General features: G+C 64.4%; 21 protein-coding genes. 14 read left to right on the top strand and 7 right to left on the bottom strand.

Annotated elements, in window-relative coordinates:
* Positions 1-28: 28 nt before the first annotated feature.
* The gene (gene metH, locus CXY75_RS05010) at positions 29-3,646 is read right to left on the bottom strand and encodes a methionine synthase (protein WP_104081736.1); all 3,618 of its coding nucleotides are present in this window, start codon (positions 3,644-3,646) and stop codon (positions 29-31) included.
* A 381-nt stretch (positions 3,647-4,027) separates the two neighbouring features.
* On the opposite strand from metH, the gene CXY75_RS05005 reads away from it, so the two are divergent.
* The 5 genes from CXY75_RS05005 to CXY75_RS04985 all read left to right on the top strand — a co-directional run bounded on the left by CXY75_RS05005 (position 4,028) and on the right by CXY75_RS04985 (position 7,044).
* Entirely contained in the window at positions 4,028-4,522 is a 495-nt protein-coding gene (locus tag CXY75_RS05005; RefSeq protein WP_146069374.1) for a hypothetical protein, read from the top strand.
* On the top strand, positions 4,522-5,538 hold the full coding sequence (locus CXY75_RS05000; protein WP_104081734.1) for a DUF6545 domain-containing protein: 1,017 nt from the start codon (positions 4,522-4,524) through the stop codon (positions 5,536-5,538). Before CXY75_RS05005 ends, CXY75_RS05000 begins: the two co-directional genes overlap by 1 nt.
* A complete protein-coding gene (locus CXY75_RS04995; RefSeq protein WP_104081733.1) occupies positions 5,535-5,969 on the top strand; it encodes a hypothetical protein in 435 nt (144 codons plus the stop codon). Before CXY75_RS05000 ends, CXY75_RS04995 begins: the two co-directional genes overlap by 4 nt.
* Before the next feature lie 32 nt (positions 5,970-6,001).
* Entirely contained in the window at positions 6,002-6,295 is a 294-nt protein-coding gene (locus tag CXY75_RS04990) for a putative quinol monooxygenase (protein WP_104081732.1), read from the top strand.
* Positions 6,296-6,384: 89 nt separating this feature from the next.
* Positions 6,385-7,044: a histidine phosphatase family protein gene (locus tag CXY75_RS04985; RefSeq protein ID WP_104081731.1), complete on the top strand. Its 660-nt coding sequence runs from the start codon at positions 6,385-6,387 to the stop codon at positions 7,042-7,044.
* 45 nt (positions 7,045-7,089) lie between these two features.
* On the opposite strand, the gene CXY75_RS04980 is transcribed toward CXY75_RS04985, so the two are convergent.
* Complete coding sequence (locus CXY75_RS04980) at positions 7,090-7,440, bottom strand: MmcQ/YjbR family DNA-binding protein (protein WP_104081730.1); 351 nt, start codon at positions 7,438-7,440, stop codon at positions 7,090-7,092.
* Between the two features lie 9 nt (positions 7,441-7,449).
* The gene (locus CXY75_RS04975) at positions 7,450-8,448 is read right to left on the bottom strand and encodes an LLM class flavin-dependent oxidoreductase (RefSeq protein WP_104081729.1); all 999 of its coding nucleotides are present in this window, start codon (positions 8,446-8,448) and stop codon (positions 7,450-7,452) included.
* Between the two features lie 300 nt (positions 8,449-8,748).
* On the opposite strand from CXY75_RS04975, the gene CXY75_RS04970 reads away from it, so the two are divergent.
* The 3 genes from CXY75_RS04970 to CXY75_RS04955 all read left to right on the top strand — a co-directional run bounded on the left by CXY75_RS04970 (position 8,749) and on the right by CXY75_RS04955 (position 12,283).
* The gene (locus CXY75_RS04970) at positions 8,749-8,943 is read left to right on the top strand and encodes a hypothetical protein (protein ID WP_104081728.1); all 195 of its coding nucleotides are present in this window, start codon (positions 8,749-8,751) and stop codon (positions 8,941-8,943) included.
* 329 nt (positions 8,944-9,272) lie between these two features.
* On the top strand, positions 9,273-11,186 hold the full coding sequence (locus CXY75_RS04965; RefSeq protein WP_104081727.1) for an HNH endonuclease signature motif containing protein: 1,914 nt from the start codon (positions 9,273-9,275) through the stop codon (positions 11,184-11,186).
* Between the two features lie 242 nt (positions 11,187-11,428).
* A complete protein-coding gene (locus tag CXY75_RS04955; protein WP_104081725.1) occupies positions 11,429-12,283 on the top strand; it encodes a 3-methyladenine DNA glycosylase in 855 nt (284 codons plus the stop codon).
* A 39-nt stretch (positions 12,284-12,322) separates the two neighbouring features.
* Here CXY75_RS04955 and CXY75_RS20800 read toward each other — a convergent pair whose 3' ends face one another.
* Both CXY75_RS20800 and CXY75_RS04945 read right to left on the bottom strand, forming a co-directional pair.
* Positions 12,323-14,509: a YgcG family protein gene (locus CXY75_RS20800; RefSeq protein ID WP_158251126.1), complete on the bottom strand. Its 2,187-nt coding sequence runs from the start codon at positions 14,507-14,509 to the stop codon at positions 12,323-12,325.
* A 97-nt stretch (positions 14,510-14,606) separates the two neighbouring features.
* Positions 14,607-15,017 (bottom strand): ankyrin repeat domain-containing protein, encoded by a 411-nt coding sequence (locus CXY75_RS04945; RefSeq protein WP_199182369.1) that lies wholly within the window; start codon positions 15,015-15,017, stop codon positions 14,607-14,609.
* Between the two features lie 150 nt (positions 15,018-15,167).
* On the opposite strand from CXY75_RS04945, the gene CXY75_RS04940 reads away from it, so the two are divergent.
* A complete protein-coding gene (locus tag CXY75_RS04940; protein ID WP_104081723.1) occupies positions 15,168-15,944 on the top strand; it encodes an alpha/beta fold hydrolase in 777 nt (258 codons plus the stop codon).
* Here CXY75_RS04940 and CXY75_RS04935 read toward each other — a convergent pair.
* Positions 15,941-16,372: a VOC family protein gene (locus CXY75_RS04935; protein WP_104081722.1), complete on the bottom strand. Its 432-nt coding sequence runs from the start codon at positions 16,370-16,372 to the stop codon at positions 15,941-15,943. The genes CXY75_RS04940 and CXY75_RS04935 overlap by 4 nt on opposite strands.
* 230 nt (positions 16,373-16,602) lie before the next feature.
* Here CXY75_RS04935 and CXY75_RS04930 point away from each other — a divergent pair, with 230 nt between their 5' ends.
* From CXY75_RS04930 to CXY75_RS04910, 5 genes are all read left to right on the top strand, one after another.
* Complete coding sequence (locus CXY75_RS04930; RefSeq protein ID WP_104081721.1) at positions 16,603-17,469, top strand: hypothetical protein; 867 nt, start codon at positions 16,603-16,605, stop codon at positions 17,467-17,469.
* A gap of 39 nt (positions 17,470-17,508) precedes the next feature.
* A complete protein-coding gene (locus CXY75_RS04925; protein ID WP_146069373.1) occupies positions 17,509-17,754 on the top strand; it encodes a hypothetical protein in 246 nt (81 codons plus the stop codon).
* Entirely contained in the window at positions 17,751-18,260 is a 510-nt protein-coding gene (locus tag CXY75_RS04920; protein ID WP_104081719.1) for a hypothetical protein, read from the top strand. Before CXY75_RS04925 ends, CXY75_RS04920 begins: the two co-directional genes overlap by 4 nt.
* A 131-nt stretch (positions 18,261-18,391) precedes the next feature.
* Positions 18,392-20,266 carry a DEAD/DEAH box helicase gene (locus tag CXY75_RS04915; RefSeq protein WP_104081752.1) on the top strand — a complete coding sequence of 625 codons (1,875 nt, stop codon included), beginning with the start codon at positions 18,392-18,394 and terminating at the stop codon, positions 20,264-20,266.
* 248 nt (positions 20,267-20,514) lie between these two features.
* Positions 20,515-21,153 carry a hypothetical protein gene (locus tag CXY75_RS04910; protein WP_104081718.1) on the top strand — a complete coding sequence of 213 codons (639 nt, stop codon included), beginning with the start codon at positions 20,515-20,517 and terminating at the stop codon, positions 21,151-21,153.
* Here CXY75_RS04910 and CXY75_RS04905 read toward each other — a convergent pair.
* Entirely contained in the window at positions 21,150-22,142 is a 993-nt protein-coding gene (locus CXY75_RS04905) for a DMT family transporter (RefSeq protein ID WP_233201737.1), read from the bottom strand. The genes CXY75_RS04910 and CXY75_RS04905 overlap by 4 nt on opposite strands.
* Positions 22,143-22,217 lie beyond the last annotated feature (75 nt).

Here is a 22,217-nt window from a genome sequence, read left to right as displayed (position 1 = left end):
CCGTGCCATTCAACTCGCCGCCGTTAAACTAAACCGAGAAGTACTTCGCCTCCGGGTGGTGGAAGACGAACGCGTCGGTCGACTGCTCCGGATGCAGCTGCAGCTCCTCTGACAGTACAACGCCCATGCGCTCTGGTTTCAAAAGCTCGACCACCTTGCGACGGTCCTCCATCTCGGGGCAGGCCGGGTAGCCCAGGGAGAACCGAGCCCCGCGATACTCCAGCTTGAACATGCCGGCCACATCACTCGGGTCCTCGTCGCCGACACCGAATTCCGAGCGGATGCGCGAGTGCCAGTACTCGGCGAGGGCCTCCGTCAGCTGCATAGTGAGCCCGTTGAGTTCCATGTAGTCGCGGTATTGGTTCGCGGCGAACATTTTCGCCGTGACCTCGTCGACGTGTGAGCCGGCGGTGACCAGCTGGAGGGCGACGACATCCGTTTGGCCTGTTTCCCTCCCCCGCACGAAGTCGGCCAGGCACAGGTGTTTGTCACGGCGCTGCCGGGGAAAGTTGAACCGCAGTCGGTCAGAGCCGAGTTCGCCGCCGGAGCCGCCGTCGGGAGCCAGCAGTCCGGCCTGACCGACCATACCGGTCGGGTCATCACCGTGGTGCAGCACGACCATGTCATCGCCCTCGGCGACCACGGGAAAATAGCCATAGGCGACGGAGGCATCAAGCATGCCCTCACCCAGGATGCGGTCGAGCCAATAGCGCAGGCGCGGCCGACCGACGGTGTCGACCAGTTCCTGGTAGCTCGCGCCGTCTTCGGCCCGGCTGGGCTTGAGCCCCCACTGCCCCATGAAGGTGGCGCGTTCGTCGAGAAACGCGGAAAAATCGGCGAGGGCCACACCCTTGACGATGCGGGTGCCCCAGAACGGCGGTACCGGAATCGCGTTATCGCTCGCGACCTCGGAACGCCCCGGCATCTCTTCGGGTTCGGTCAAGGTGAGCAGGCTCTTCTTGTGAATACGTTTCTTCAGCGGCGGCAAGCCCACCGACAAAGGGTCAGCGCCGCGGGCGATGGCCACGAGCGGTTCCATCAGGGCGAGGCCCTCGAAGGCATCGCGGGCGTAGCGCACCTGCCCGGCGAAGACGCTGTCGAGGTCGTCCTCGACGTAGGACCGGGTGAGGGCCGCGCCGCCGAGCAGAATCGGCCATTTGTCGGCAAAGCCGCGCGACTGAAGCTCGAGCAGGTTCTCTTTCATCACCACGGTAGATTTCACGAGCAGCCCGCTCATACCGATGACGTCGGCGTTGTTCTCCTCAGCGACCCGGATGAACTCGGCTATCGATTGTTTGATGCCGATGTTGATCACGTCGTAGCCGTTGTTGGTGAGGATGATGTCAACGAGGTTCTTGCCGATGTCGTGCACGTCACCGCGCACGGTGCCGAGCACGATCGTGCCCTTGCCGGCCGCTTCGGATTTCTCCATGTGCGGCTCGAGCAGGGCCACGGCGGCTTTCATCACCTCGGCTGATTGCAGCACAAACGGCAGCTGCATCTCGCCGCTGCCGAAGCGGGCGCCAACGACCTGCATGCCGACGAGCAGGTGCACGTTGACGATATCGAGCGCGCTCAACCCCTCGGCTCTGGCCAGGTCAAGGTCAGCCTCCAGGCCCTTGGCCTCGCCGTCGATGATGCGGCGTTCGAGGCGTTCGCCCACCGGCAAGGCGGCGAGTTCGGCGGCGCGCTCGTCTTTCAGGGCGGCGGAGTCGACGCCGGCGAACAGGTCGAGCAGGGCCACCAGCGGATCGTAGGTGAGGGTTCCCTCGGCGTCGTATTCGCGGCGGTCCCAGACCAGGTCGAGCGCCACCTTGCGGCGGTCGTCGGGCACCGAGGCGAGCGGCACGATCTTGGCCGAGTTCACGATGGCCGAGTCAAGGCCCGCCTCCGTCGCTTCGTGCAAAAAGACCGAGTTGAGCACCGAGCGCGCGGCGGGGTTGAGCCCGAACGACACGTTCGAGACGCCGAGCGTGGTGTGGATGCCGGGGTACTTCGCCTTGATCTGCCGAATCGCCTCAATGGTCTCGATGCCGTCCCGGCGGGTTTCTTCCTGGCCGGTCGCGATGGGAAAGGTCAACGCGTCGACGATGATGTCCTCAACCCGCATGCCCCACGTGTTCACGAGGGTGTCCACCAGACGGGTGGCAATGCGTACCTTGTGTTCAGCGGTGCGGGCCTGGCCCTCCTCGTCGATGGTCAGGGCGATCACGGCCGCGCCGTGCTCCTTGACGAGCGGCATGATGCGGCCGAACCTCGACGTGGGCCCCTCGCCGTCTTCGAAGTTGACCGAGTTCACGACCGGACGACCACCGATGAGTTCCATACCGGCCTGCAGCACGGCCGGCTCGGTGGAGTCGACGACGAGTGGCAGGGTCGAGGCGCTGGCCAGTCGGGAGACGACCTGCTTCATGTCGGCGACGCCGTCGCGACCGACGTAGTCGATGCAGACGTCGAGCAGGTGGGCGCCGTCGCGCACCTGGCTGCGGGCGATGTCGACGCAGTCGTCCCAGTTTTCAGCGAGCATGGCATCGCGAAAAGCGCGCGAGCCGTTGGCGTTGGTACGCTCCCCGATGGCCAGAAAAGCGCTGTCCTGGTCGAAACTGACGTGCTGGTACAGACTTGCGACACCCGGGTCCTGTTCGAGGGTGCGGGGTTTCACCGTGACGCCACGCAACCGTTCGACCACGGCCGTCATGTGTGCGGGAGTCGTGCCGCAGCATCCGCCGACCAGCCCCAGCCCGAATTCCTTCACGAACTGTTCGTGCGCCGTGGCCAGCTGGTCGGGGGTCAGCGGATAGCTCGCGCCGGTCTTCGTTAGCTGGGGCAGGCCGGCGTTGGGCATACAGATGACGGGCACGCGCGAGAACTTGGAGAGGTGACGCAGGTGCTCGCTCATCTCGGTCGGCCCGGTCGCACAGTTCAAGCCGATAGCGTCGATGCCGAGTGGCTCGAGCGCGGTCAGCGCGGCGCCGATCTCGCTGCCCATCAGCATGGTTCCGGTGGTCTCCACCGTCACCTCGACGAAAATGGGCAAGCGGATGCCGGTCTCGCTAATGGCCTGCTTGCATCCGTTCACCGCGCTCTTGGTCTGCAGCAGGTCTTGCGAGGTTTCAATGAGGAACGCGTCAGCGCCACCACGGATCAACCCGAGCGCTTGCTCGGCAAACGTGGCCTTGAGGTTGGCATAGGTGGTGTGGCCAAGGCTCGGCAGCTTGGTACCGGGCCCCATCGAACCGAGCACCCAGCGCACGCGACCGTCGCGGACTTCGATTTTTTCCACGCTGGCGCGGGCGATCTCGGCGCCGAGCCTGGCGAGCTCCTCGATCCGATCTTCGATCCCGTAGTCCGAGAGGTTGGACCAGTTCGCACCGAAGGTGTTCGTCTCGATAGCGTCGATGCCGGTTTCGAGATAGACGTCGTGAATGGCCGCGATAATGTCGGGGCGGCTCACGTTGAGAATCTCGTTGCAGCCCTCAAGCTGCTGGTAGTCATCGAGGGTGGGGTTGTGTTCCTGCAACATGGTTCCCATGGCCCCATCGGCAATGACGACGCTGGAATTAACAGCATCAAGCAGGGCCTGCGATCGAGCCGGGCGCGCCGCATCAACGGATGTTTCGGCGTCATTCATGGGCACAGAAGTCATTCGCACAGCTTAACGGCGGGCGCGAACCGTGCGCGGCGCCGAAGTAACGTTTCTTAGCGTGCGTGACTGGGTTGAAGTGATCTGCCCTTCGACACCCCCGATTCAAGTAGTCCGAATCAACTACTCCGATTCGAGGGCGCCGAGTGCACAAATGCCACGTGGAGCCAGAGCCCACTCGATGAATGGTGGTCATACCGTATGTCAGACACCGGTATTAGAGCCCCCGCGTTTCCATCATTATCGAGCGATGCCCTGGCCGATCCTCCCCCGAGGACCCACGTTAGACATGTCTATCGTACTGCTTTTTCGGGCCGGACGCACACCCTCACGCTGGCTGACCCCACCAAGGGGTAGGCTAAACGCGCAAACAGGGGGCAGTGCATGAGCTACGAATTACGTCGGAAACGGGCGCACACGATGGTCGCCCGGCTCTGTTTGCCCCGACCGCTCACGGCCGAGTTGCTGCACCAGCACATGGAATCGGTACGCGGTAAGAAGATCGTGGTGCAGAGCGCAACTCCACGCATGCTCGAGGTCGGGGTCTGCGGGCTCTGGATCGCAGTGGCCGGGGAAAGTTTTGAACGCATCCACCACGCACCAACGACGTCACTCGTGCACCGGCAACAATTTATCAATCACGAGTTCGGCCACATGATTCTCAATCAGGAACAAGAGCTGCTTTCGGCGGAACGCGTCGCACTGCTCGCGCCGCTTATCCCCATGGATGCCATCGTCTACGCGCTCTCGCGCAGCCAGTTCACCGACGAGCAGGAAGCGCTGGCCGAAGCCATCGGCGATCGACTGGCCCTCATCATTCTCGCGGATGCACCGGAGGCTGCCCACGGCACCCAAACCGGATTCGGACGGGTGCTGTAGTGCAAACGATTCTCTTCACTCTGTCCGCCGTCTTTTGGATCGCCGCAGTGGCCTGCGTGCCATCGGCCATTCGCGGATTACGCCGGCCGCTCTTGCTGTTCCTGGTGGTCTTTGCCTTAACCATGACCCTGATGCCCCAACGGGTATACGAGCCCGTCGATGCGTTGCTCGGCAACGGCAACGTGACCTATTTCATCTTCCACGCCCTCACCATCGTGGCCATCGCATTGCTCGACGTCATTGTGCAGGAAGCCATGTCACCGCGCGGTCTCACGCGAGCTCGCAAACGCGCAACCACCCTCATTACCGCGGCGATCGTTCTCGTGCAAGCCGGTCTGTTCTTCGGCAGCGACTGGCGCATCACTGACGATATCGCCGCGTCGTTCATTCCCCGGTGGGATTTCACCGCGTACGCGGCCACGACCTGGATAGCGATGGGCATCTTCGCGGTGTCGTTCGGTATCGCGTGCATTCGAGACCTGCGACGGCAGCACCGCCCGGTGACCCTGATCTCGGTGAGTCTCATACTCCTGGCGTGCCTGGGAGTTCTCACGTACGCCATCATCAGCCTGACCAGCGCCATCCTGGCTGTGCTGTACGCAGACTATCTTCTGGTCGGTTGGGGCCGAATCGCTTATAACCTGAGCTTGCTCCTCTCGCCGATCAGCCTTGTCATCGGCCTGGGCCTCACCGCCTCCGTCGATGGGCTGGCATCCGCTCGCAAAAACCTTCTCGACCGCGTGCTGTTGTGGCGCATCACACCGTTGTGGCACCGGCTCCTGGCGAACACCCCGGAACTCAGCATCGAGCGCGCGCTGTCACCGGTGCAGCTGCTCACCGTTCGTAAGCCAGGGGCGCACCTGTATCGGCGGCATGTCGAGATTCGGGACAGTGTGCTGCTACACCCCGAGCAGGCCGTCAGCCAGGTCGAACTGGCCCTGATCGACCGGGCCGAAGTGCGCACTCAGACCGCGTTGCCAATCGAGCACCCGCCACTCATCGGATCGACACGATGACCGCCGCGCGGAACTCAGGCGAGGTAAGCCCGCAGCTGGAATTGGCACGCAAGCTTAATTTGCTGCTCGACGTCGTTGTCGCCGAAGGCAACACTCCGTACACCTATCGCCAAATCGAAGCGGGGCTGAACGAACGCGGACTGACCCTGTCCCGCGCACGCTGGGCCTACATGATCACGGGCGAAGGCCCACTCGTCACCGATCCGGCGCTGCTGACCGGCATCGCCGAGTTCTTCCGCATCCCCCCGGAATACATGCTCGGCTCCGATGACGACCTGCCTGAGCGGGTCGACGCTCAACTCGCCTTCGTGAAGAACCTGCGCGTTGCGCGCGTGGTGAGCTTCGCGGCCCGAACCCTGAGCGATGTTTCCCCCGAGACCCTCCGGTCGATCACCGAGCTGCTCGAAACCGACACACCTAACCAGGAATAACCGTCCCCACCCTTAACCGCTAGGAGCTTTTCGTGCCCATCACTGCTTTTCTCGACATCCATGTAAAAACCGAATCGCTCGCCGACGCCCCCGACGTGCTGCGCGAGACGCTTATCGCAACGAGAGCCTTCAACGGATGTCTCGGCGTGGATGTTCTCGTCGATACCGAAGACCCCACCCACTTCGTACTGGTGGAAAAGTGGGCGTCGCTGGAGCATGACGCCGCTTATCGCACCTTTCGAGCCGGGCCAGGAAAGTCACCCCTGGGAGCAATTCTGACCGGTCCGCCTGCGCTGACCAAGTTCGAAATCGCCACAGATATCTAAGGCGGCGTGTCAGCCTTTGAACCACAGAGGCTGACGGCCACCGACAGTTGTCCCCTTACGCCCAGCCGCTGTGCCTATGCTGAAGAGATATGCGACTTCTTTTGATCCGCCACGGCCAGACTCCCGGCAACGTTCTCGGGCGGCTCGATACCGCGCGCCCCGGTCCGGGGCTGACCGATCTCGGCCTGCGCCAGGCAGCCGCCATTCCCGATGCGCTACGCTCCGACCCGGTCGACGCTATCTTCGTGTCGACGCTGTTGCGCACCCGGCTCACGGCGAATCCACTCGCCGCCGATCGTGGCCTCGAGGTGCAGGTCGCACCGGGGTTGCACGAGATTGACGCCGGGGCTCTGGAGGGGCTGCGTGATCGGGCATCCGTTCGCACCTATCTGGAAATGGCGATCGCCTGGGGCTCCGGTGACCTCGATAAGCGGATGCCGGGGGCTCACGACGGTCACGAATTCTTTCGTCGGTTCGATGCCGACATTGCCGCCGCGGCCGAGCAGTCGGAGGTCGCCGCGGTGTTCAGCCACGGCGCGGCCATTCGGGTATGGACCGCTGGCCGCGCGCGCAACGTGCCGCCAACCTTCGCGGGCGAGAACGAGCTCGACAACACCGGTGTGGTCGAGCTGACCGGCTCGCCCGAGGAAGGCTGGACCCTGCTGTCCTGGGCCGGCCTGCCGATGGGCGGGATGGCGCTGGCCGACCTCGGCGCTGCCGATCCGATCGGCGATCCGCTCGACGACTAACCTGTCGCAGGCCGCCAGCGTTGGTCGATGGGGGTCGCGAAAACGCTACTGCGTTTTGGCGCGGGCAACTCGAGGGCGTACGAGGGCGTGACTGTCGCGCAGCAGCTGCTCGGTGAGCTCGACTGGTATGTGACCGTCGAGCACGATCGTGATCCAGTGCTTCTTATTGAGGTGATAGCCCGGTGTGATCCACTCCGGAAACTCCTCACGCAACGCGCGGCTCTCTTCCGGGTCGCACTTCAGCGACACCGTAAGCGGGTCGCCGGCCAGGGCCGAGAGCGCGAAGATTTTGCCGTTACCGCTGGTCTTGAACACGCTCGTCTCCTCACCAAAGGGAAAGGTCTCCACGGCCTGCGGCAGGCTGAGGCAGAAATCGACGAGCGCGTCCGGTGTCATGCCGCCAATCTAGGCCGCGACGAGGTTCATAGCAGCGGCCGTCAGCTCGACCGAGCGTAGGCGGCCCTCGATGAACGGTGACTGGTGGGCGAGAATCAGTTCGTCAGCCCCGGTTCCCTCGGCAAATTCCTGGAGATAGGCGCGCACCTCGTCGGCCGTACCGACGGCTGAATAGCGCATCATGTTGGCAATATTGCGGCCCTCGGGGGTGGTCAAGAACACGTCGATCTGGTCGTCGCTGTACTCCGGGGTAGCCGGTCCGCGGGAGAGCATGCCGCGCACCCGGGTGCGGCGGGTCTCGTCAAACTGCTGCTCAGCATCCGTTTTCTCATCGGCCGCGATCACGTTGGCGGCAATGATGAGGTACGGCGCCGCGAGCTGTTCAGAGGGCGTGAAGTCGCGGCGATAGAGCGCGATGGCCTCGTGCAACAAATCGGGCGCGAAGTGCGACGCGAAGGCGTAGGGCAGCCCGAGGGCTGCGGCGAGCCCGGCGCCAAACAGCGACGATCCCAAGATGTACAGCGGTACGTTGGTGCCGGCACCGGGAACGGCCTGCACACCGGGCACGATCGACTGGCCGCGCAGATACGCCTGTAGCTCCATGACGTCCTGCGGAAACTGGTCGGAGGCGCGCGGGTCGCGGCGCATGGCCCGAGCGGTATTCTGATCGCTGCCGGGAGCCCGACCGAGGCCGAGGTCGATGCGGTCGGGGTAGAGCTCCGCGAGGGTGCCATACTGCTCGGCGATCACCAGCGGCGAGTGGTTGGGCAGCATGACACCGCCGGATCCGAGCCGAATGGTGCTGGTCTGCCCGGCAACGTGGCCGATCAGAATGCTCGTCGCTGACGATCCGATGGTCGGCATGTTGTGGTGCTCGGCATACCAGACGCGCTCATACCCGTATTTTTCGGCACTTTGGGCGAGCGCGACACTCGCCGCATAGCTCTCCCGAGCGGTCTGCCCTGGGGCAATTGGGGCGAGGTCAAGAATGGACAGCGGAATAGTCATAATTGGGTCAACACGCGCGCGCCCAAATCGTTACCCGCTGCCCGAAATGGGCGCGGGATTAGCGCCTTGACCCGCGGGCCGCGTCACGAAGTGAGTTTAATTTAGCTGTCGTGCAGTCAATCCACACGATGGCGACCTAGCCTCGACTGTAGAGACCAGCTCCGCGCTGTCGGAGAGTGACATCGGGCTTCGATGTGGATCGTGCCGTACGCATGATTGAGTCGAGGCAAGCACGTGCTTCGGCACTCGCGTTTGTTCGGCATCTCAGACGAGGTGCCCCGCTGAACTGGAACCACAATCATGACCGATGACGAACTTCTTCTTGAAATCGACTACACCGGCTACGACAGCTCCTGCCGAGATCCGCACGTCACGCCCGCCGCCGACCTGGTTGAGTGCCGCCGCCTGCGCGGCCACGGCGACGAGCCGCACGGTACTCGGGCCGGCGTGCGCGCCATCCGTTGGAAAGTGGATGCCTCTTCCCTGGCTGCGTAGCCGCGCTGCTGAGGGCTGCGCCCTACCGCCGCCAGTGGTGAGCCGCGCCCACGTTCCCGCCCGGGGCCTGGCACCGCATTGCGCTTCAATGACACAACCTCCAGTGCAGATTTCTTGATCAAAATATGACGGGAAATAGGTTGTGCGTTCTATGGTGATGACCTTGGACTATTCGCTGTCAGACCCGAGCCGTCTGGCGATAATAGAGCAATTTCTGGCTTCGTGGCGATGAAAACATACCGCGCAATTGCCACATCACTTCAGGAGTGATATTTGAATTTCTCTCGCTTTTATATTCGATTCGAGGTAGAATCGTTGTGAAGGAGGCGATGGCGCCCATGTTCATGGAAAACCCCGGTGAGTCCAGTTCGAACCCCATTATTGCGGCGGTTGAGCAGGCTCGGGAGATTCTCTTGGCGGCGTTGGGTGGGGTGTCGTTTGGGTCGCTGGGTGATGACGAGTCGTTGAGCATGTTGCTGGCGCTCGAGAGTGTGGGCCGGGTTGTTGATGGTGCGCGGGTGCTGTCGACGACGGATGTGTTGCGTCGTTCCGAATATCTTGATGTGTCCGTTGCCCAGACTGCCGAGGCGATGCCGGCCGATCAGCGCGAGCTGGCCGCGGCTGGCGCGGTGTCTCTGGCTCGGCGGCTGGGCTGCCGGAGCGGTGTTGTGCTGGTCTCCACCTTGGCCCGTCTGTCCCGTAGTGAGGTGCGGCAGCGTGCGTCGCTGGGTAAGAATGCGGGTGAGCGGATGCTGCTGGGCCGGCCTCTCGCGCTGGCCTATCCTGTCGTGGGTGAGGCGTTGCAGGGTGGGGAGCTCGGTGTGGAGCAGGCCCGTGTGATCGTGTCGGTGCTCGATGGTCTGCGTTCCTCGGTGCTGGTTGATGACCTGGATCGGGTGGAGCGGTCCCTGGTGGCGAGCGGGTCCGGTGCGATCACCCCGCAGACCGAGGGCCTGCCGGGTGCGGGCATCGCGTTTGCGCCGGAGTTGCTGCGTCAGCAGGGCATTGCGTGGCAGGCGCGTCTCGCACCTGACGGGTGCGCGCCGGGCGAGTCCACGGCGGAACGGCGCAGCTGGTTCACCTTCGGTGGGCTGGCGAACGGGGGCTACAGCCTGAACGGCTGGCTGACCACCCTTGACCGCGCCATCATCAGCACCGTCTTTGACGCGTATCTCTCCTCGGCTGCGGCCAACCCGGTTCCCGGGGCGGCGCCGCGTGCCACGGTCGCGTTCCGTGAGACCGATCTGGTCGAGGCGGACAGCACAGACGGCAGCACGAGCGACGGCATGATCATTGATTGCGACAGCAGTGATAGCAGCGACAGCGATAGCGACGGCGACACCCGTCAAGGCGTCACCGCCGTCACCGCGATCGGCTCACAGACTGACTGTGGCGAGCAGGCCGAACAGGACGCGCCGGACGAGCTAGACGAGCGGGACTCGCAGTCCGCGCAGGACGCGCTGAGCGAAAGCGGCGACATAGCCCAGGGTCAGGATGAACGACGCAGCCCGAACAGCCCGAACGGCAAGAACGACGAAGCCGACAGCCAGAACGACCAGAACATCCAGAAGGACAGCGGCGACGAGCGACCCCGGGGAAACGCGGGCGAGGTGCGCAGTCCGTGTCCGCAGGAACCGGTCGATACGCGGTCGATTGGTGAGAAGCAGGCCGGGATCCTCCGCGCGATATTTGAGGCGGCCGCTCGGCAGCCCGGCACTCCGACGATGGGCGGCGCGGCACCGACGGTGCTCGTGCACATCAACATCGATGACCTCCTCGCTGGGCGCGGGGCCGGCTGGATCGATGGCGTCGATGGGCCCCTCACCGTGAAGCAAGTCGATGAGTTGGTTTGTGCCGGTGGGTATCAGCCTGTTTTGTTCGGCCACAGCGGCAAGATCTTGCACCTCGGTGACAGCAACCGGTTCTTCACCGCGAGTCAGCGCCGTGCGTTGGCCGCCCGCGATGGCGGCTGCGTCATCCCCGGCTGCACCGTGCCACCCCATCTCACACAGACGCACCACGTTGTTCCCTGGCGTAAGGGAGGCCCCACCGACATCGATAACGCCGTGCTCCTATGTAACGCCGGGCATGCCAGCATCGAAACGTCCGGCTGGGAGATCAAGATGATCGACGGCCGCCCCTGGGTACGCGGACCCCTCATCTTCGACCCCACCCAAACCTGGCGACCCGCCGGCCAAAACCGCGCCGCCACACCCGCCGAGAAACCCAACTGGGAAGAATAGGCCCGATCGGCCGCGGAGCTCGACCGACGGCATGGCTGGATTGGGCAGACTGCCAGCGCCGGCCGATGGTGGTCTCGGCATGCTCGACCAGCGGGTGCGCCGATGGTGGTCTCGGCAAGCTCGACCAGCGGGTGCGGGTGGCACCTCGCTGATCGATGGGGCCGCGCCGCCCGACGTCGGCATGGAGCACCAAACCTCGCGGCGAACGGCGTAGTGTCGATGGGTGCAACTGACATGGACTAATGACTAAAGAGACCCGGGTGCTCGGGTTCACCGAATGGCGCGCCCTCGAGCAGGCCCACGAGCAGCGCGCCGACGCGTTCACCCGTGACCGCCGCGAGCGCGCGGCAACCGGCCAGACGCATCCGGTCGAGGATTTTCTCTTCACCTACTACCCGTTTCGCCCGGGCTTGTTGCGCCGCTGGCATCCCGGCGTTGGCGTGCTCCTGGAGGGCGCCGCCGACCAACCGCGCGCAAGCTGGAAGTGGTACAGCACGACGGGCACCGACAGCCAAGTGGATGCCGCAGCCTTCTCCGAGAAAAATGAGCGCGTCATCCGCTTCATCGGTTCACTGCTCTCCGCCACCCGTCAGCGCCCAGCCCACTTTGGCTGCTTCGGATTGCACGAGTGGGCGATGGTCTATCGCCAGGATGAGCACCGGCATGTTGCGCCGCTGCGGCTCGGGCAGAGTGACACGGACGCCGTCGTCGACGGCAACCGAGTGGCTTGCAGCCACTTCGACGCGTTTCGGTTCTTCACCCCGCCGGCGCTACCGCTCAACCAGCTGCAGCCGTCCCGGGAGAACCAGCCGGCGATGGAGCAGCCGGGCTGCCTACACGCCGGTATGGACATCTACAAGTGGGTGATCAAGCTCGGTCCGCTCATTCCCGGCGAACTCTTGCTCGACTCCTTCGAGCTCGCCCGAGACATTCGCACCCTGGACATGGAGGCCTCCCCGTACGACCTCGCCGACTGGGGCTATGCGCCGGTCGAGGTCGAAACCGCTGCGGGCAAGGCCGAGTACGTACGCCACCAGCGCGGTTTCACCGAGCGCAGCAACGTCTTGAGAGAGCGCGTCGTCGCGCTGCTGGGCTGAGTCGCCGAGATTACTGAGGGGCGATCGCAGGGTGGTTTTCTAAAATCTACCGCCACCACTACGACGCGAGCCGCCGCCACCGAAGCCTCCTCCGCCACCACGACGGCCTCCGCCGCCGAAGCCACCACCGCTGAATCCACCTCCGCCACCGCGACGGCCGAAGCCACCTCCTCCACCGAAGATTCCCCCGCGGCCCCCGCCGCCACCAAGCAGAGAACTGATCAGGATGCCGCCGAGAACGGCGCCCATCGTGCCATTTGCACCGCCACCCGAACCAGAGTTGCCGAACATGCCACCGAGGCCAGCATTACCCGAGCCGGCCGAGAATCCGTTCACGTCTCTCTGCGCTAGCGCGATACCCTCCGCGGCAAGGGTGTTGGCCCGGGTAGCGAGAGGAAGCACGGCGACCGGATCGGCAAAGCTTTGGGAATCGGCCAACGCGATGAGACGACTCGCCTCGGCAAGCCGCGTACGCGCCCCTGCCCCGACGGCGCCGCGGCGGGCCGTGATGAAGTCTTCGCCAGCGGAGACCTGGCTGCGGGCCGACAACAGCGTTTGATTCAGCGCGGCCTGAGTGCGCCGCGCCCCAGCCGCGGCGTCGCGCGCATTCTGAAGCACGGCATCCATTTGTACATTGGCCGCCTCAAGCCGCTGCACGAGGTCAATGGGATTGATCGTCTGCTCCGCCAGGTGCGCTCGGACCGAGGAAACGGTTTGCTCCGCCAGTGCTATCGCGCCGGGGAGGCCGGCCGATGCGGTGGAACTCTGCACAAGAGTACGCGCGGTACGGAGGTCGGTTTCGAGTTCTGTGAGCCCGGCCGTGACGCTCTGGGCGGCTCGCTGCAAATCCACGCCGAGCCGGTCGATGGCATTGACAAGCAGAATTGCCTGGTCTGACGCCCCCTCGGCGGCGCGAATGGCAACCGCGGCGGCGCTGATTTTACCCGTTTCGAGCAGAGCATTCGCCTGACCGAGGGCGTTGGTAGTGAAGGCGAGGCGGTCCCTCGCCTGAGCGGGGTTGTCGGCGACCGTAGCGATCGCGGCTGCGGTATAACGCTGAGCGAGTGCGGCCAGGGCGGCCTCAGATTCGGCGAGGCGCGCATCGACGGTGGCTACTTCTGCGGCCAGCAACACGGCGGCCTCCGGCGCGCGCTTCTGGAGTTGTCTCAGTTCATCGAAGTCGGTGACCTGTTTGTCGAGGGCAGTGTTGGCCTCGTCGCAGAGCGCAATGATCTGGGTATACCAGTCGCGCTGTTGCTGTTCGGTGTCGGGTTCCGCGTCATCAAGACGTTGTTGCACGGCAAACCCGCGCATGATTTGCTCTTTGGCCGTGCCGAGCGCGACCGTGAATGCCCGCGTTGATTCCGTTCCGAATTGGGCGATGGCAAACCCGAGTTCCTGTTCGCTGGTTTTGATGGCGTCATCCGTATGAATGAGCGCACTGGCCGCTTGCTGCTTGAGGCGCTCGGTCGGCACCGTGGGTCGCGTGCCAACCCCCGCGCTGCCAGTGAGGGAGCCGACCCGCCGTCGACGCACAACCAAGAAGACCAAAGCTCCGACCACAATGAACACAATGATGGTAATCAGCGCAATCCAGATCCCGCTGAGTGAACCATCAGCCGCGCCGCTTGGCGTCGCCTCCCCCGGCGTGATTGGGCCAGTGACGACCGGCGCTCCGTTCATGCTCGCCGTGAGCCCGGCTGCTGCACCGATCGCGGCGCCGGCCCAGTCATTCTCGCGCAGTGCTGGTTCGATCGCGGTTGTCTCAACGTCGGCTAACTGGGTATCCGTCAACGGAAAGTCGGACGCGACCGAGAGCTGGTATAACCGGTCGCTGACGGCGATGGACAGAAGCACGTCGTTGATGCCCATTCCGTTCTCGTCCGCGGTCTGATCGGACCACTGTTCCGGGGGATCGACGCCCGTGAAGCTGTCGACGTAGGTGACGTAGAGGTCGATCCGGGAGTCGGCATAGAGATCGTCGAGCGCAGCGGAAACGTCACTTTCCCGCGCACCGAGCGCCTGCACGGTGTCGGCAATTTGGCTGGCGCCGAAACTGACCGGGTCCTCGGCCTGCGCTGCGGCGGGGACACCCACCGTCAGTGCCACAATCAGGAGCCCGGTACCGAACGTGAAACGTGCCCGCAATTGGTCTGCTTTCTCGCGTTGGTGTCGTTGAGCAGAGTTGAAGAAGAAATAGGCCTGCATTTTCAGAAAACGAATCACTGGGCAGATGCCGTGGCGGTTCTGGTTCGACAATCCACAGGCGGGGCCGCGGGCGAAGTTGCCACTATGCAGGACTTTCCAAAAACTTCTATACCGTTCAGTCGCGCGGGTACGACTCGATGATCTCGCGCATGCGCGGCAGACCAAACTGGTCGGCGATGGCAACGCCACTGTGCGTGCCGAGCAGAGGGTCGGCATCCGCTTCGAGGAGCACGCGCAAAATCGCCTCGTTGTTGCGAAAGACCGCACACGAGATGGCGGTCTGGCCCATGGCATTAATAACGGATGAGTCCGCCCCGCGCCTCAGCAGCTCAGCGACGGTCTCGGCGTGCTGCTGATAGGCCGCGACGATCAATAGCGTGTCTCCTCGGGGGTTGAGCGTGTTGATGGGCACACCGGCATCGATCATTTCGCCCAAGGGGCCGGTGAGCCCGTCGCGGGCGAGGTCGAAGACGCCCTCGATGACCTGTGGGCTGGGGGTGTTCTCGTTCACACTGTTCTCGTTCACTGGCTGCTCCTGCTCGATAATCGGTGTGCCCAGCGTAACGGCGCCTGCCACCACCACCCACCGCGCTGGCGCAAGGACGTCGTCATCGTGCAGTCCGCCCTGCTCCCGGCAAGGTGACCGGCGCCGGGGCATCCGTGGTGAAATAGGGGGATGTTGCAGCGAACCGCCCCCGAGCACCACTTTGTTTTGTCCCCGGACGGCGTGCAGCTGGCCACCTACGAGATGGGCAACCCGGAGCACCCCACCGTGTTCGTGGTGCACGGCTTCGCGTCGAGCGTGATCGCGAACTGGCACGCAACCGGATGGACCCGCGACCTCACCCGCGCCGGCTTTCACGTGATCGGCATCGACCAGCGCGGCCACGGCGCGAGCGACAAACCGCACTCCCCCGACGCGTACACGATGGAGCTGCTCGTCGCCGACGTCGAGGCGGTGCTCGACGCCTACCTGCTCACCGAGGTGCGCTACGTCGGCTACTCGCTCGGCGCGCGCGTCGGATGGAAGGCCGCCCGCGACCTCGGCGACCGCATCACCCAGGCCGTTCTCGGCGGTATCCCCGACGGCGACCCACTCAAACGCTTTCAGATAGCGGATGCCCGCGCCCACCTCGAACACGGCGCCGCCGTCACCGACCGCCTCACCGGTACCTACCTCGAGATGGCGAAGTCGCTTCCGGGCAACGATCTCAAGGCGTTGGTTGCCCTAGTCGAGGGCATGCGGGATGGCCCGCAGCCCGGCGCCGCCAACGCACCCGGCCAGCCGCTACTGTTCGCAACCGGTAGCGAGGACAGCATCCTGGGTGCCTCCCGAGCTTTGGCCGAGGCCACGCCGAACGGCAGTTTCTTCGAGATTCCCGGCCGCAATCACTTCAATGCGCCAACGTCGCGGCACTTCCGCGAGGCGGCACGGGCGTTTTTGAAGGCTTAGCCCAGCGACACGGTTCCGGCGTCGTCGACGTGCCAACTCGGGTTGTGCGCGATCTCCCAGATGACGCCGTTGGGGTCGGCAACGTGGCCGTGAAAGATTCCACCGAATGTGCCGTCCTGGGCGGGCTTCAGCACGGTGCCGCCGGCGGCTTCCATCGCCGCGATTGTGGCAGTGACTTCGTCGCGACTTTCGAGGTTGTGCGAGAGAGTCATGCCGCTCGCGCCGGTGGTGGTCTGGTCGCGCTGCAGGTCGGTATCGAACTTTTCGGCGTCGAACAGCCCGAGCATCAGGCCAGGCCCAACCTGAAAGAACACGATCTCGCCGCGAACATCCACGAGCGGCGTCCAGCCGAGGCCGTCGCGATAAAACGTGCGAACCGCCTCGAGATCCCTCGTGGCCAGAGTAATGAAGTTCACGCGTTGTTCCATGAGACCAGTTTTACAGGGGCACCTGCGCGTTACAGGCGCGAAGCGGCGGTAACGTAGGCTCGAAACGAGCCCGGTTCCGTGGCCGCCGGTCGGAGGCACGTCGATTATGGCAGGGGGATGCTGATGCCGACCTTACGGGTCACCGATTCCGTGCTCAGCGACTTTCCGAGCACGGTGGCCGAAGAGTTTCGGGCGACCGATTCCGCCCTTGGCCGAACGGTGAACTGACCATGTGGACCGTCGCGAATCCGGGGCTGGGCGAGCCCGACAGCATCCTTTCTGAGGCCAGAGTACGTTCCGGCAAAGCGGATGCCCTCCGTACCCTCCAAACAACGCTGGCCGGCGCGCAATCCCAGGCTCAAACGACCGACTGGACGGCGGTCTCCCGCGACGCCTTCGTGGAGCGGCTCGTGGCCCTGGTTCCCGAGATCGACCTGCTGATTCACGGGTTGGACGCGCTCGCCCGTGTCGCCGCCAACCGGCTCAATGCCAGCACGAGGATCACCGAGATCGACGCCGAATCCGCCAAGCTCGACGCCGAAAACGCCGGAATGGACCGCACGCGAGGTCGGTGGGAGCAGAGTTACGGCAGAAGTGACCAAATCGTCAAGGAGCAGGAACTGCTGGAGGCCGAGCGCAGCTACCTGCAGCGAGCGATCGACGGCAAGAATCAGCTCTACCTCTATGACTATGAGGGGGCGCGCATCATCCAAATGCTTGGGACGCCCTCGAGCGAAACACGACAGCGCATCACCTATGTCCCCGGCACGATGAGCAATATGGAGATGTTCCAAGACGGATCGGTCCAGCCGCTGTCCGATTGGATCGTCAACCAGCATCCAGACACTGTCGCCTTTATCTATAAGGATGGTCTCTTTCCCGGAGACTCGGACGGCCCTCGCGGCGACCTGGTAAAGGGAATACCGGATGCGAATCCGTCAGAGTTCGCCAAGCAGACCGGCCCGGTCCTGGCCGACTTCGAGACGGGCCTGGCTGCTGACCACCGGTTCACCGACGTTATCTCGACCGCCATCAGCCACAGCTGGGGGCTTGCCAACATCACCTCCGCGGAAGTATCAGGAGCCCACTACGACTAGGTGGTCTCGCTGACGGGAGCGTGGATGCCGAAAAACTGGATGCCCGATCCCGAAACCAATTACGCCGACTTGTCCTACGACGATATCTTGCAGACTGGCCAAGGCCTTGGCGTCGTCGGAGACGGGAACAATCCGCGCGCCAGTGGCGCATTTGATTCCGGGCCGTACTATGAGGGGCCTAATTGGTACCCGAACGTGATGGTGGACATTCACAGCCTCGTCGCTACTGACGACCCTCGCAACAATAAGGTCATCAGGGACCTCGAGAAGTGGATGTACAAGTGAAATCGACGATCATTGCTGGCATAGGCGTTGGCGTACTCGTCCTGGGACTGGGACTCACCGCTTGCGCAGCACCCTTCGGTGCAGAGAAGGAGACCACTCTGGACGTGCAGACAGCCAAGGGCATCGCGGTGGCGTTGGAGGATGAGACCGCGCTTTTGGTACCGCCACAGAACGTGGCTGACCCGACTCAACGGAAGACCGCGCACCTGCTCGGTTGCGTCGATGGAGGCCATCAGTGGTCCGGTAGGACAGTTGTGACGTTTGCGGGTGAGGTTGACCCCCAGAGCATTGTCGACACCATTGCAGCCGCGTGGAAGCTCAAAGACGGTGTCACCGTGGAAAAGAATGCCGCCGCCACTGGTAACGATGCCGAAGTTGATATGACGGTTGAGACGGGTGGGTTCTATACCGCAGCCATTTGGAATTCGGGCACGCAGCTCTACATCACCTCCTTCTCGCCGTGCTTCGAGCTGGAGGAGGGGCAGCATCCGTCGGATGAGTACTAACCAGCCGCGATCCTTTACGCATCCGCGCTGAGTGCGGCAGAAAGCGGATGCGGCGGCCGCCGGCATCCGCTTTCAAAGTTGCCGGACCAGCCTTGACCCCGGGGGCGGTCTGGTCGGCTACCTTTGATACTATGACCGCACCAGACACCACTGCGCAGAACGAGGCAGAAACTGCCACTGCCACCAAGACATTTGCCGATCTCGGACTCAATGACGCCATGCTTAAGGCGCTCAAAGTCGTCGGCTACGAAACCCCCTCGGCCATTCAGGCCGCCACTATTCCCCCGCTGCTGGAGGGTCGCGACGTTGTCGGACTCGCCCAGACCGGTACCGGCAAGACGGCCGCGTTCGCGCTGCCGATTCTGAACCGGCTCGACCTGTCCCAAAAGAACCCCCAAGCCCTCGTGCTCGCGCCCACGCGTGAGCTCGCGCTGCAGGTCTGTGAGGCCTTCGAGAAGTACGCAGCCCACATGCGCGGCGTGCACGTGCTGCCGGTCTACGGCGGACAGGGTTACGGCCAGCAGCTGTCGGCCCTGCGTCGCGGGGTGCACATCGTTGTGGGTACTCCCGGTCGCATCATGGATCACCTTGCCAAGGGCACCCTTGACCTGTCGGAGCTGAAGTTTCTGGTGCTCGATGAGGCCGATGAGATGCTCAACATGGGCTTCGTCGAGGACATCGAGACCATTCTCGCCGACACTCCAGACGACAAGCAGGTCGCGCTGTTCTCGGCCACCATGCCGGCGCAGATTCGTCGTATCTCCAAGAAATACCTGCACGACCCCGAAGAGATCACGGTCAAGAGCAAGACCACGACCAGCGCGAACACCACCCAGCGCTATTTGATGGTGTCGTACCCGCAGAAGCTCGATGCGCTCACCCGCATTCTCGAGGTCGAGAACTTCGAGGGCATGATCATCTTCGCCCGCACCAAGAACGAGACCGAGTTGCTGGCCGAGAAGCTGCGTGCGCGCGGTTATTCCGCCATGGCGATCAACGGCGACGTACAGCAGGTGCAGCGCGAGCGCACCATCAACCAGCTCAAAAGCGGCAAGCTCGATATTCTCGTTGCAACGGATGTCGCCGCTCGCGGCCTCGACGTGGAACGCATTAGCCACGTCGTCAACTACGACATTCCCATCGACACCGAGTCGTATGTGCACCGCATCGGCCGCACCGGCCGCGCTGGCCGCTCGGGCGCAGCGATCAGCTTCGTCACGCCGCGCGAACGTCGCCTGCTCTCCGCGATCGAAAAGGCTACTCGTCAGCCGCTGACCCAGATGCAACTGCCGAGCGTTGAGGACGTCAACGTGACGCGTCTGACTCGCTTCGACGATGCCATCACCGCGGCGCTCGATGAGACTGACCGGATCAGCAAGTTCCGCGACATCATCGCGCACTACGTCTCCCACCACGACGTGCCCGAGGTCGATGTGGCCGCGGCCCTGGCCGTTGTCGGGCAGGGCGCGACTCCCCTGCTGCTCTCGGCCGAGGATGTTCGCGCCCAGCAGCGCCTCGAACGCGACGAGCGGGTCGAACGCTCCGAGCAGCGCGGCGACCGCCCAGAGCGTGGCGGTCGTTCTGACCGGCCTGACCGCTCAGACCGGTTTGGTCGGGATGACCGTGGCAGCCGCGATGACCGTGGCAGCTACGCTCCGCGCGAAGACCGCCCCGTGCGCAGCGAACGCCCGATGCGCTCCAGCGGCAAGCCGATGGCGCAGTACCGCATCGAGGTCGGCAAGCGTCACAAGGTGGAGCCGCGTCAGATCGTCGGCGCCCTCGCCAACGAGGGTGGCCTGAGCCGCGACGACTTCGGGCACATCAAGATTCTGCCGGAATTCTCGCTGGTCGAGCTGCCAGCTGACCTGTCGAATGACGTGTTCTCCAAGCTCTCCGCGACGCGCATCAGTGGCAAACTGATCGAGCTGCGGGTCGACGCGGGCGGCGCTTCGCGCTCCTCCGAGCAGGGTGATCGCCCGCCGCGCGCTCCGCGCCGCGAGTACTAGACCCCGAAAAAACACCCTCGTCGTTCGCGGCGAGGGTGTTTTTTGTGTGGGCCGTCATCGGGGCGAGTGCGGTCGCCCGCGCCTCCCTCAGATTCATGCGGGCTCGAGCAGGTTGGGGGCGGGGCGCGATGGAGTCGGTTGTGGCGTGCGATATTGGGCGGCAGCATCCGTCTATTGTCTACCCGCGGAGCGACCACGAACGGATGCCGCAGCGCATCACAAAACGGGGCGAATGGTATGTTACAGGCATGAGCGAAACCACCTCGCCACCGTCAGCGGCGCTCCCCTCGGGCTGGCTGCGACTCGACCGCGCAGGCTGGTGGGGCGCCTTCGCGGTGACCCCCATGAACGGCATTGTCCTCGGCATCGTACCGATCAACCTTGGATCCACGTTCTCGCACATGCTAAACGTTTCGCCCTGGTGGGGATTTCTCATCGCCCTCGGCTCGGCCATTCCGGTGCTTCTGGTGCTCTATCTCGTGCAGCGGCTGCGCTACCCACAGGCCTGGGTGAACTTCGACACCGGCGAGATGCGTGCTGGCCGGCGGGTCGTGCCACTGGCCGACATCACCTGGGCCCGCCTCGATCTGTTCGACCGTAAACGCAGCCACACCCGCATGCTCACGCTCCGATTTGGCGCCGAAGGCGGGCCGCGGGCATCCGTTCGACTGCGCGGCCGCACCGGTCAGACCCCCTCCGCCGCAGTCACCGGGGTCCTTGCGCAAATCGTGCGCCGATCGTCGATTGCCGTGCCACAGACTCCCAATGACCCCAGCGGACGCTTTGCTCGCTTCAACTTTCCCGGGGCACTCGGCCGCGACGACGCCCTCGAGGTCGTGCTGACCCCGCCAACAATCGACGATCCGCCCCCGGTACTGACCGCCTAAACCGATGTGCCAGGTGAGGTCGAAACGGATGCCGCGGCGGCGGCCTCCGGTACCGCCTCGGTCGTGCGCGGCGTCGGCACCGCCTCGGCACGCTTCGACCGCACCGCCGCGATGCCGCCGAGGATGAGCAGTCCGCCGACAAGCTGCAGCGGGCTCAGCTGCTCCCCGAGCAGCAGCCACGCGAACAGCGACGCGAAAATCACCTCGAGCAGTCCGACGAACGACGCGAGCCGTGACCCGAGCACGCCGGTCGCGGTGATTCCGGTTGCGTACGCGATGGCCGTGCTGACGACCACGAGCAGCACCAGCGGTACCCACCACGGTGCCAACACTCCAAACAGCGGCAGGTCGTCAAAGGTCGCCGTGACCGAGAGCACGCCGGTGGCCCCGAGCAGACCGAGAATGACGCCGCCCCCGAGCAAACCGAACGCAGCGAGTGCGACGGCCGGCAGGTCGCGGTCAGGGCGCGCGGCAATGAAGAAGTAGGCCGCGCAGCCGATCGCGGCGAGGAACGCGAACCCGAGGCCGATCGGGTCTACCGCCTGAATCGCGCCGGGCCCGATCACCAGCACGAGGCCGCCGACGGCGAGAGCCGAGCCGAGGAACACGGCCGGGCGGGGCATCCGCTGGGAAACGGCCCAGGCGACGCCGACCAAAATCAGTGGCGCCAGAAATTCGATCAGGAGTGCGGTGGAGACCGGAATGGTCGAGATCGCTGCGAAGTAGGAGAGCTGAGTGCACGCGACGCCGACGACGCCCATGCCGAGCACCCGCCAGCGGCCGAGCCAGAGTGCTGCCCAGCGCCCGCGCAACGCGACGACCGCTAGGGGCAGCAGCACGAGTCCGGCGGTGACGGCGCGAACCGTCACCGCGGTGGCCGGCGACCATCCGGCCTCGAGCAGCGGCTTCACGAGTGCGCCGGAGGTTCCGAACGAAATGGCTGAGAGCACCGCGATGGCGAGGCCGCCAGGGACCGATGACCGCTTCACGGGGAACCCTTCGACCGAGCCTGTCATGGCCTGAATTGGCTCATACCACTGACGGTACGACCGAACGCGTGACTA

The organism is Cryobacterium sp. Y11, assembly GCF_002929535.1.
GTDB lineage: Bacteria > Actinomycetota > Actinomycetes > Actinomycetales > Microbacteriaceae > Cryobacterium.
Note: the sequence above shows the minus strand (reverse complement) of the source record. Positions and strands in the feature narration are given on the sequence as shown.

Excerpts from the sequence above, each read along its gene's own strand:
- metH (WP_104081736.1), bottom strand. The coding sequence starts at position 3,646 with ATGACTTCTGTGCCCATGAATGACGCCGAAACATCCGTTGATGCGGCG.
- CXY75_RS05005 (WP_146069374.1), top strand. The coding sequence starts at position 4,028 with ATGAGCTACGAATTACGTCGGAAACGGGCGCACACGATGGTCGCCCGG.
- CXY75_RS04995 (WP_104081733.1), top strand. The coding sequence starts at position 5,535 with ATGACCGCCGCGCGGAACTCAGGCGAGGTAAGCCCGCAGCTGGAATTG.
- CXY75_RS04985 (WP_104081731.1), top strand. The coding sequence starts at position 6,385 with ATGCGACTTCTTTTGATCCGCCACGGCCAGACTCCCGGCAACGTTCTC.
- CXY75_RS04980 (WP_104081730.1), bottom strand. The coding sequence starts at position 7,440 with ATGACACCGGACGCGCTCGTCGATTTCTGCCTCAGCCTGCCGCAGGCC.
- CXY75_RS04975 (WP_104081729.1), bottom strand. The coding sequence starts at position 8,448 with ATGACTATTCCGCTGTCCATTCTTGACCTCGCCCCAATTGCCCCAGGG.
- CXY75_RS04970 (WP_104081728.1), top strand. The coding sequence starts at position 8,749 with ATGACCGATGACGAACTTCTTCTTGAAATCGACTACACCGGCTACGAC.
- CXY75_RS04965 (WP_104081727.1), top strand. The coding sequence starts at position 9,273 with ATGGCGCCCATGTTCATGGAAAACCCCGGTGAGTCCAGTTCGAACCCC.
- CXY75_RS04955 (WP_104081725.1), top strand. The coding sequence starts at position 11,429 with ATGACTAAAGAGACCCGGGTGCTCGGGTTCACCGAATGGCGCGCCCTC.
- CXY75_RS04940 (WP_104081723.1), top strand. The coding sequence starts at position 15,168 with ATGTTGCAGCGAACCGCCCCCGAGCACCACTTTGTTTTGTCCCCGGAC.
- CXY75_RS04935 (WP_104081722.1), bottom strand. The coding sequence starts at position 16,372 with ATGGAACAACGCGTGAACTTCATTACTCTGGCCACGAGGGATCTCGAG.
- CXY75_RS04930 (WP_104081721.1), top strand. The coding sequence starts at position 16,603 with ATGTGGACCGTCGCGAATCCGGGGCTGGGCGAGCCCGACAGCATCCTT.
- CXY75_RS04925 (WP_146069373.1), top strand. The coding sequence starts at position 17,509 with ATGCCCGATCCCGAAACCAATTACGCCGACTTGTCCTACGACGATATC.
- CXY75_RS04915 (WP_104081752.1), top strand. The coding sequence starts at position 18,392 with ATGACCGCACCAGACACCACTGCGCAGAACGAGGCAGAAACTGCCACT.
- CXY75_RS04910 (WP_104081718.1), top strand. The coding sequence starts at position 20,515 with ATGAGCGAAACCACCTCGCCACCGTCAGCGGCGCTCCCCTCGGGCTGG.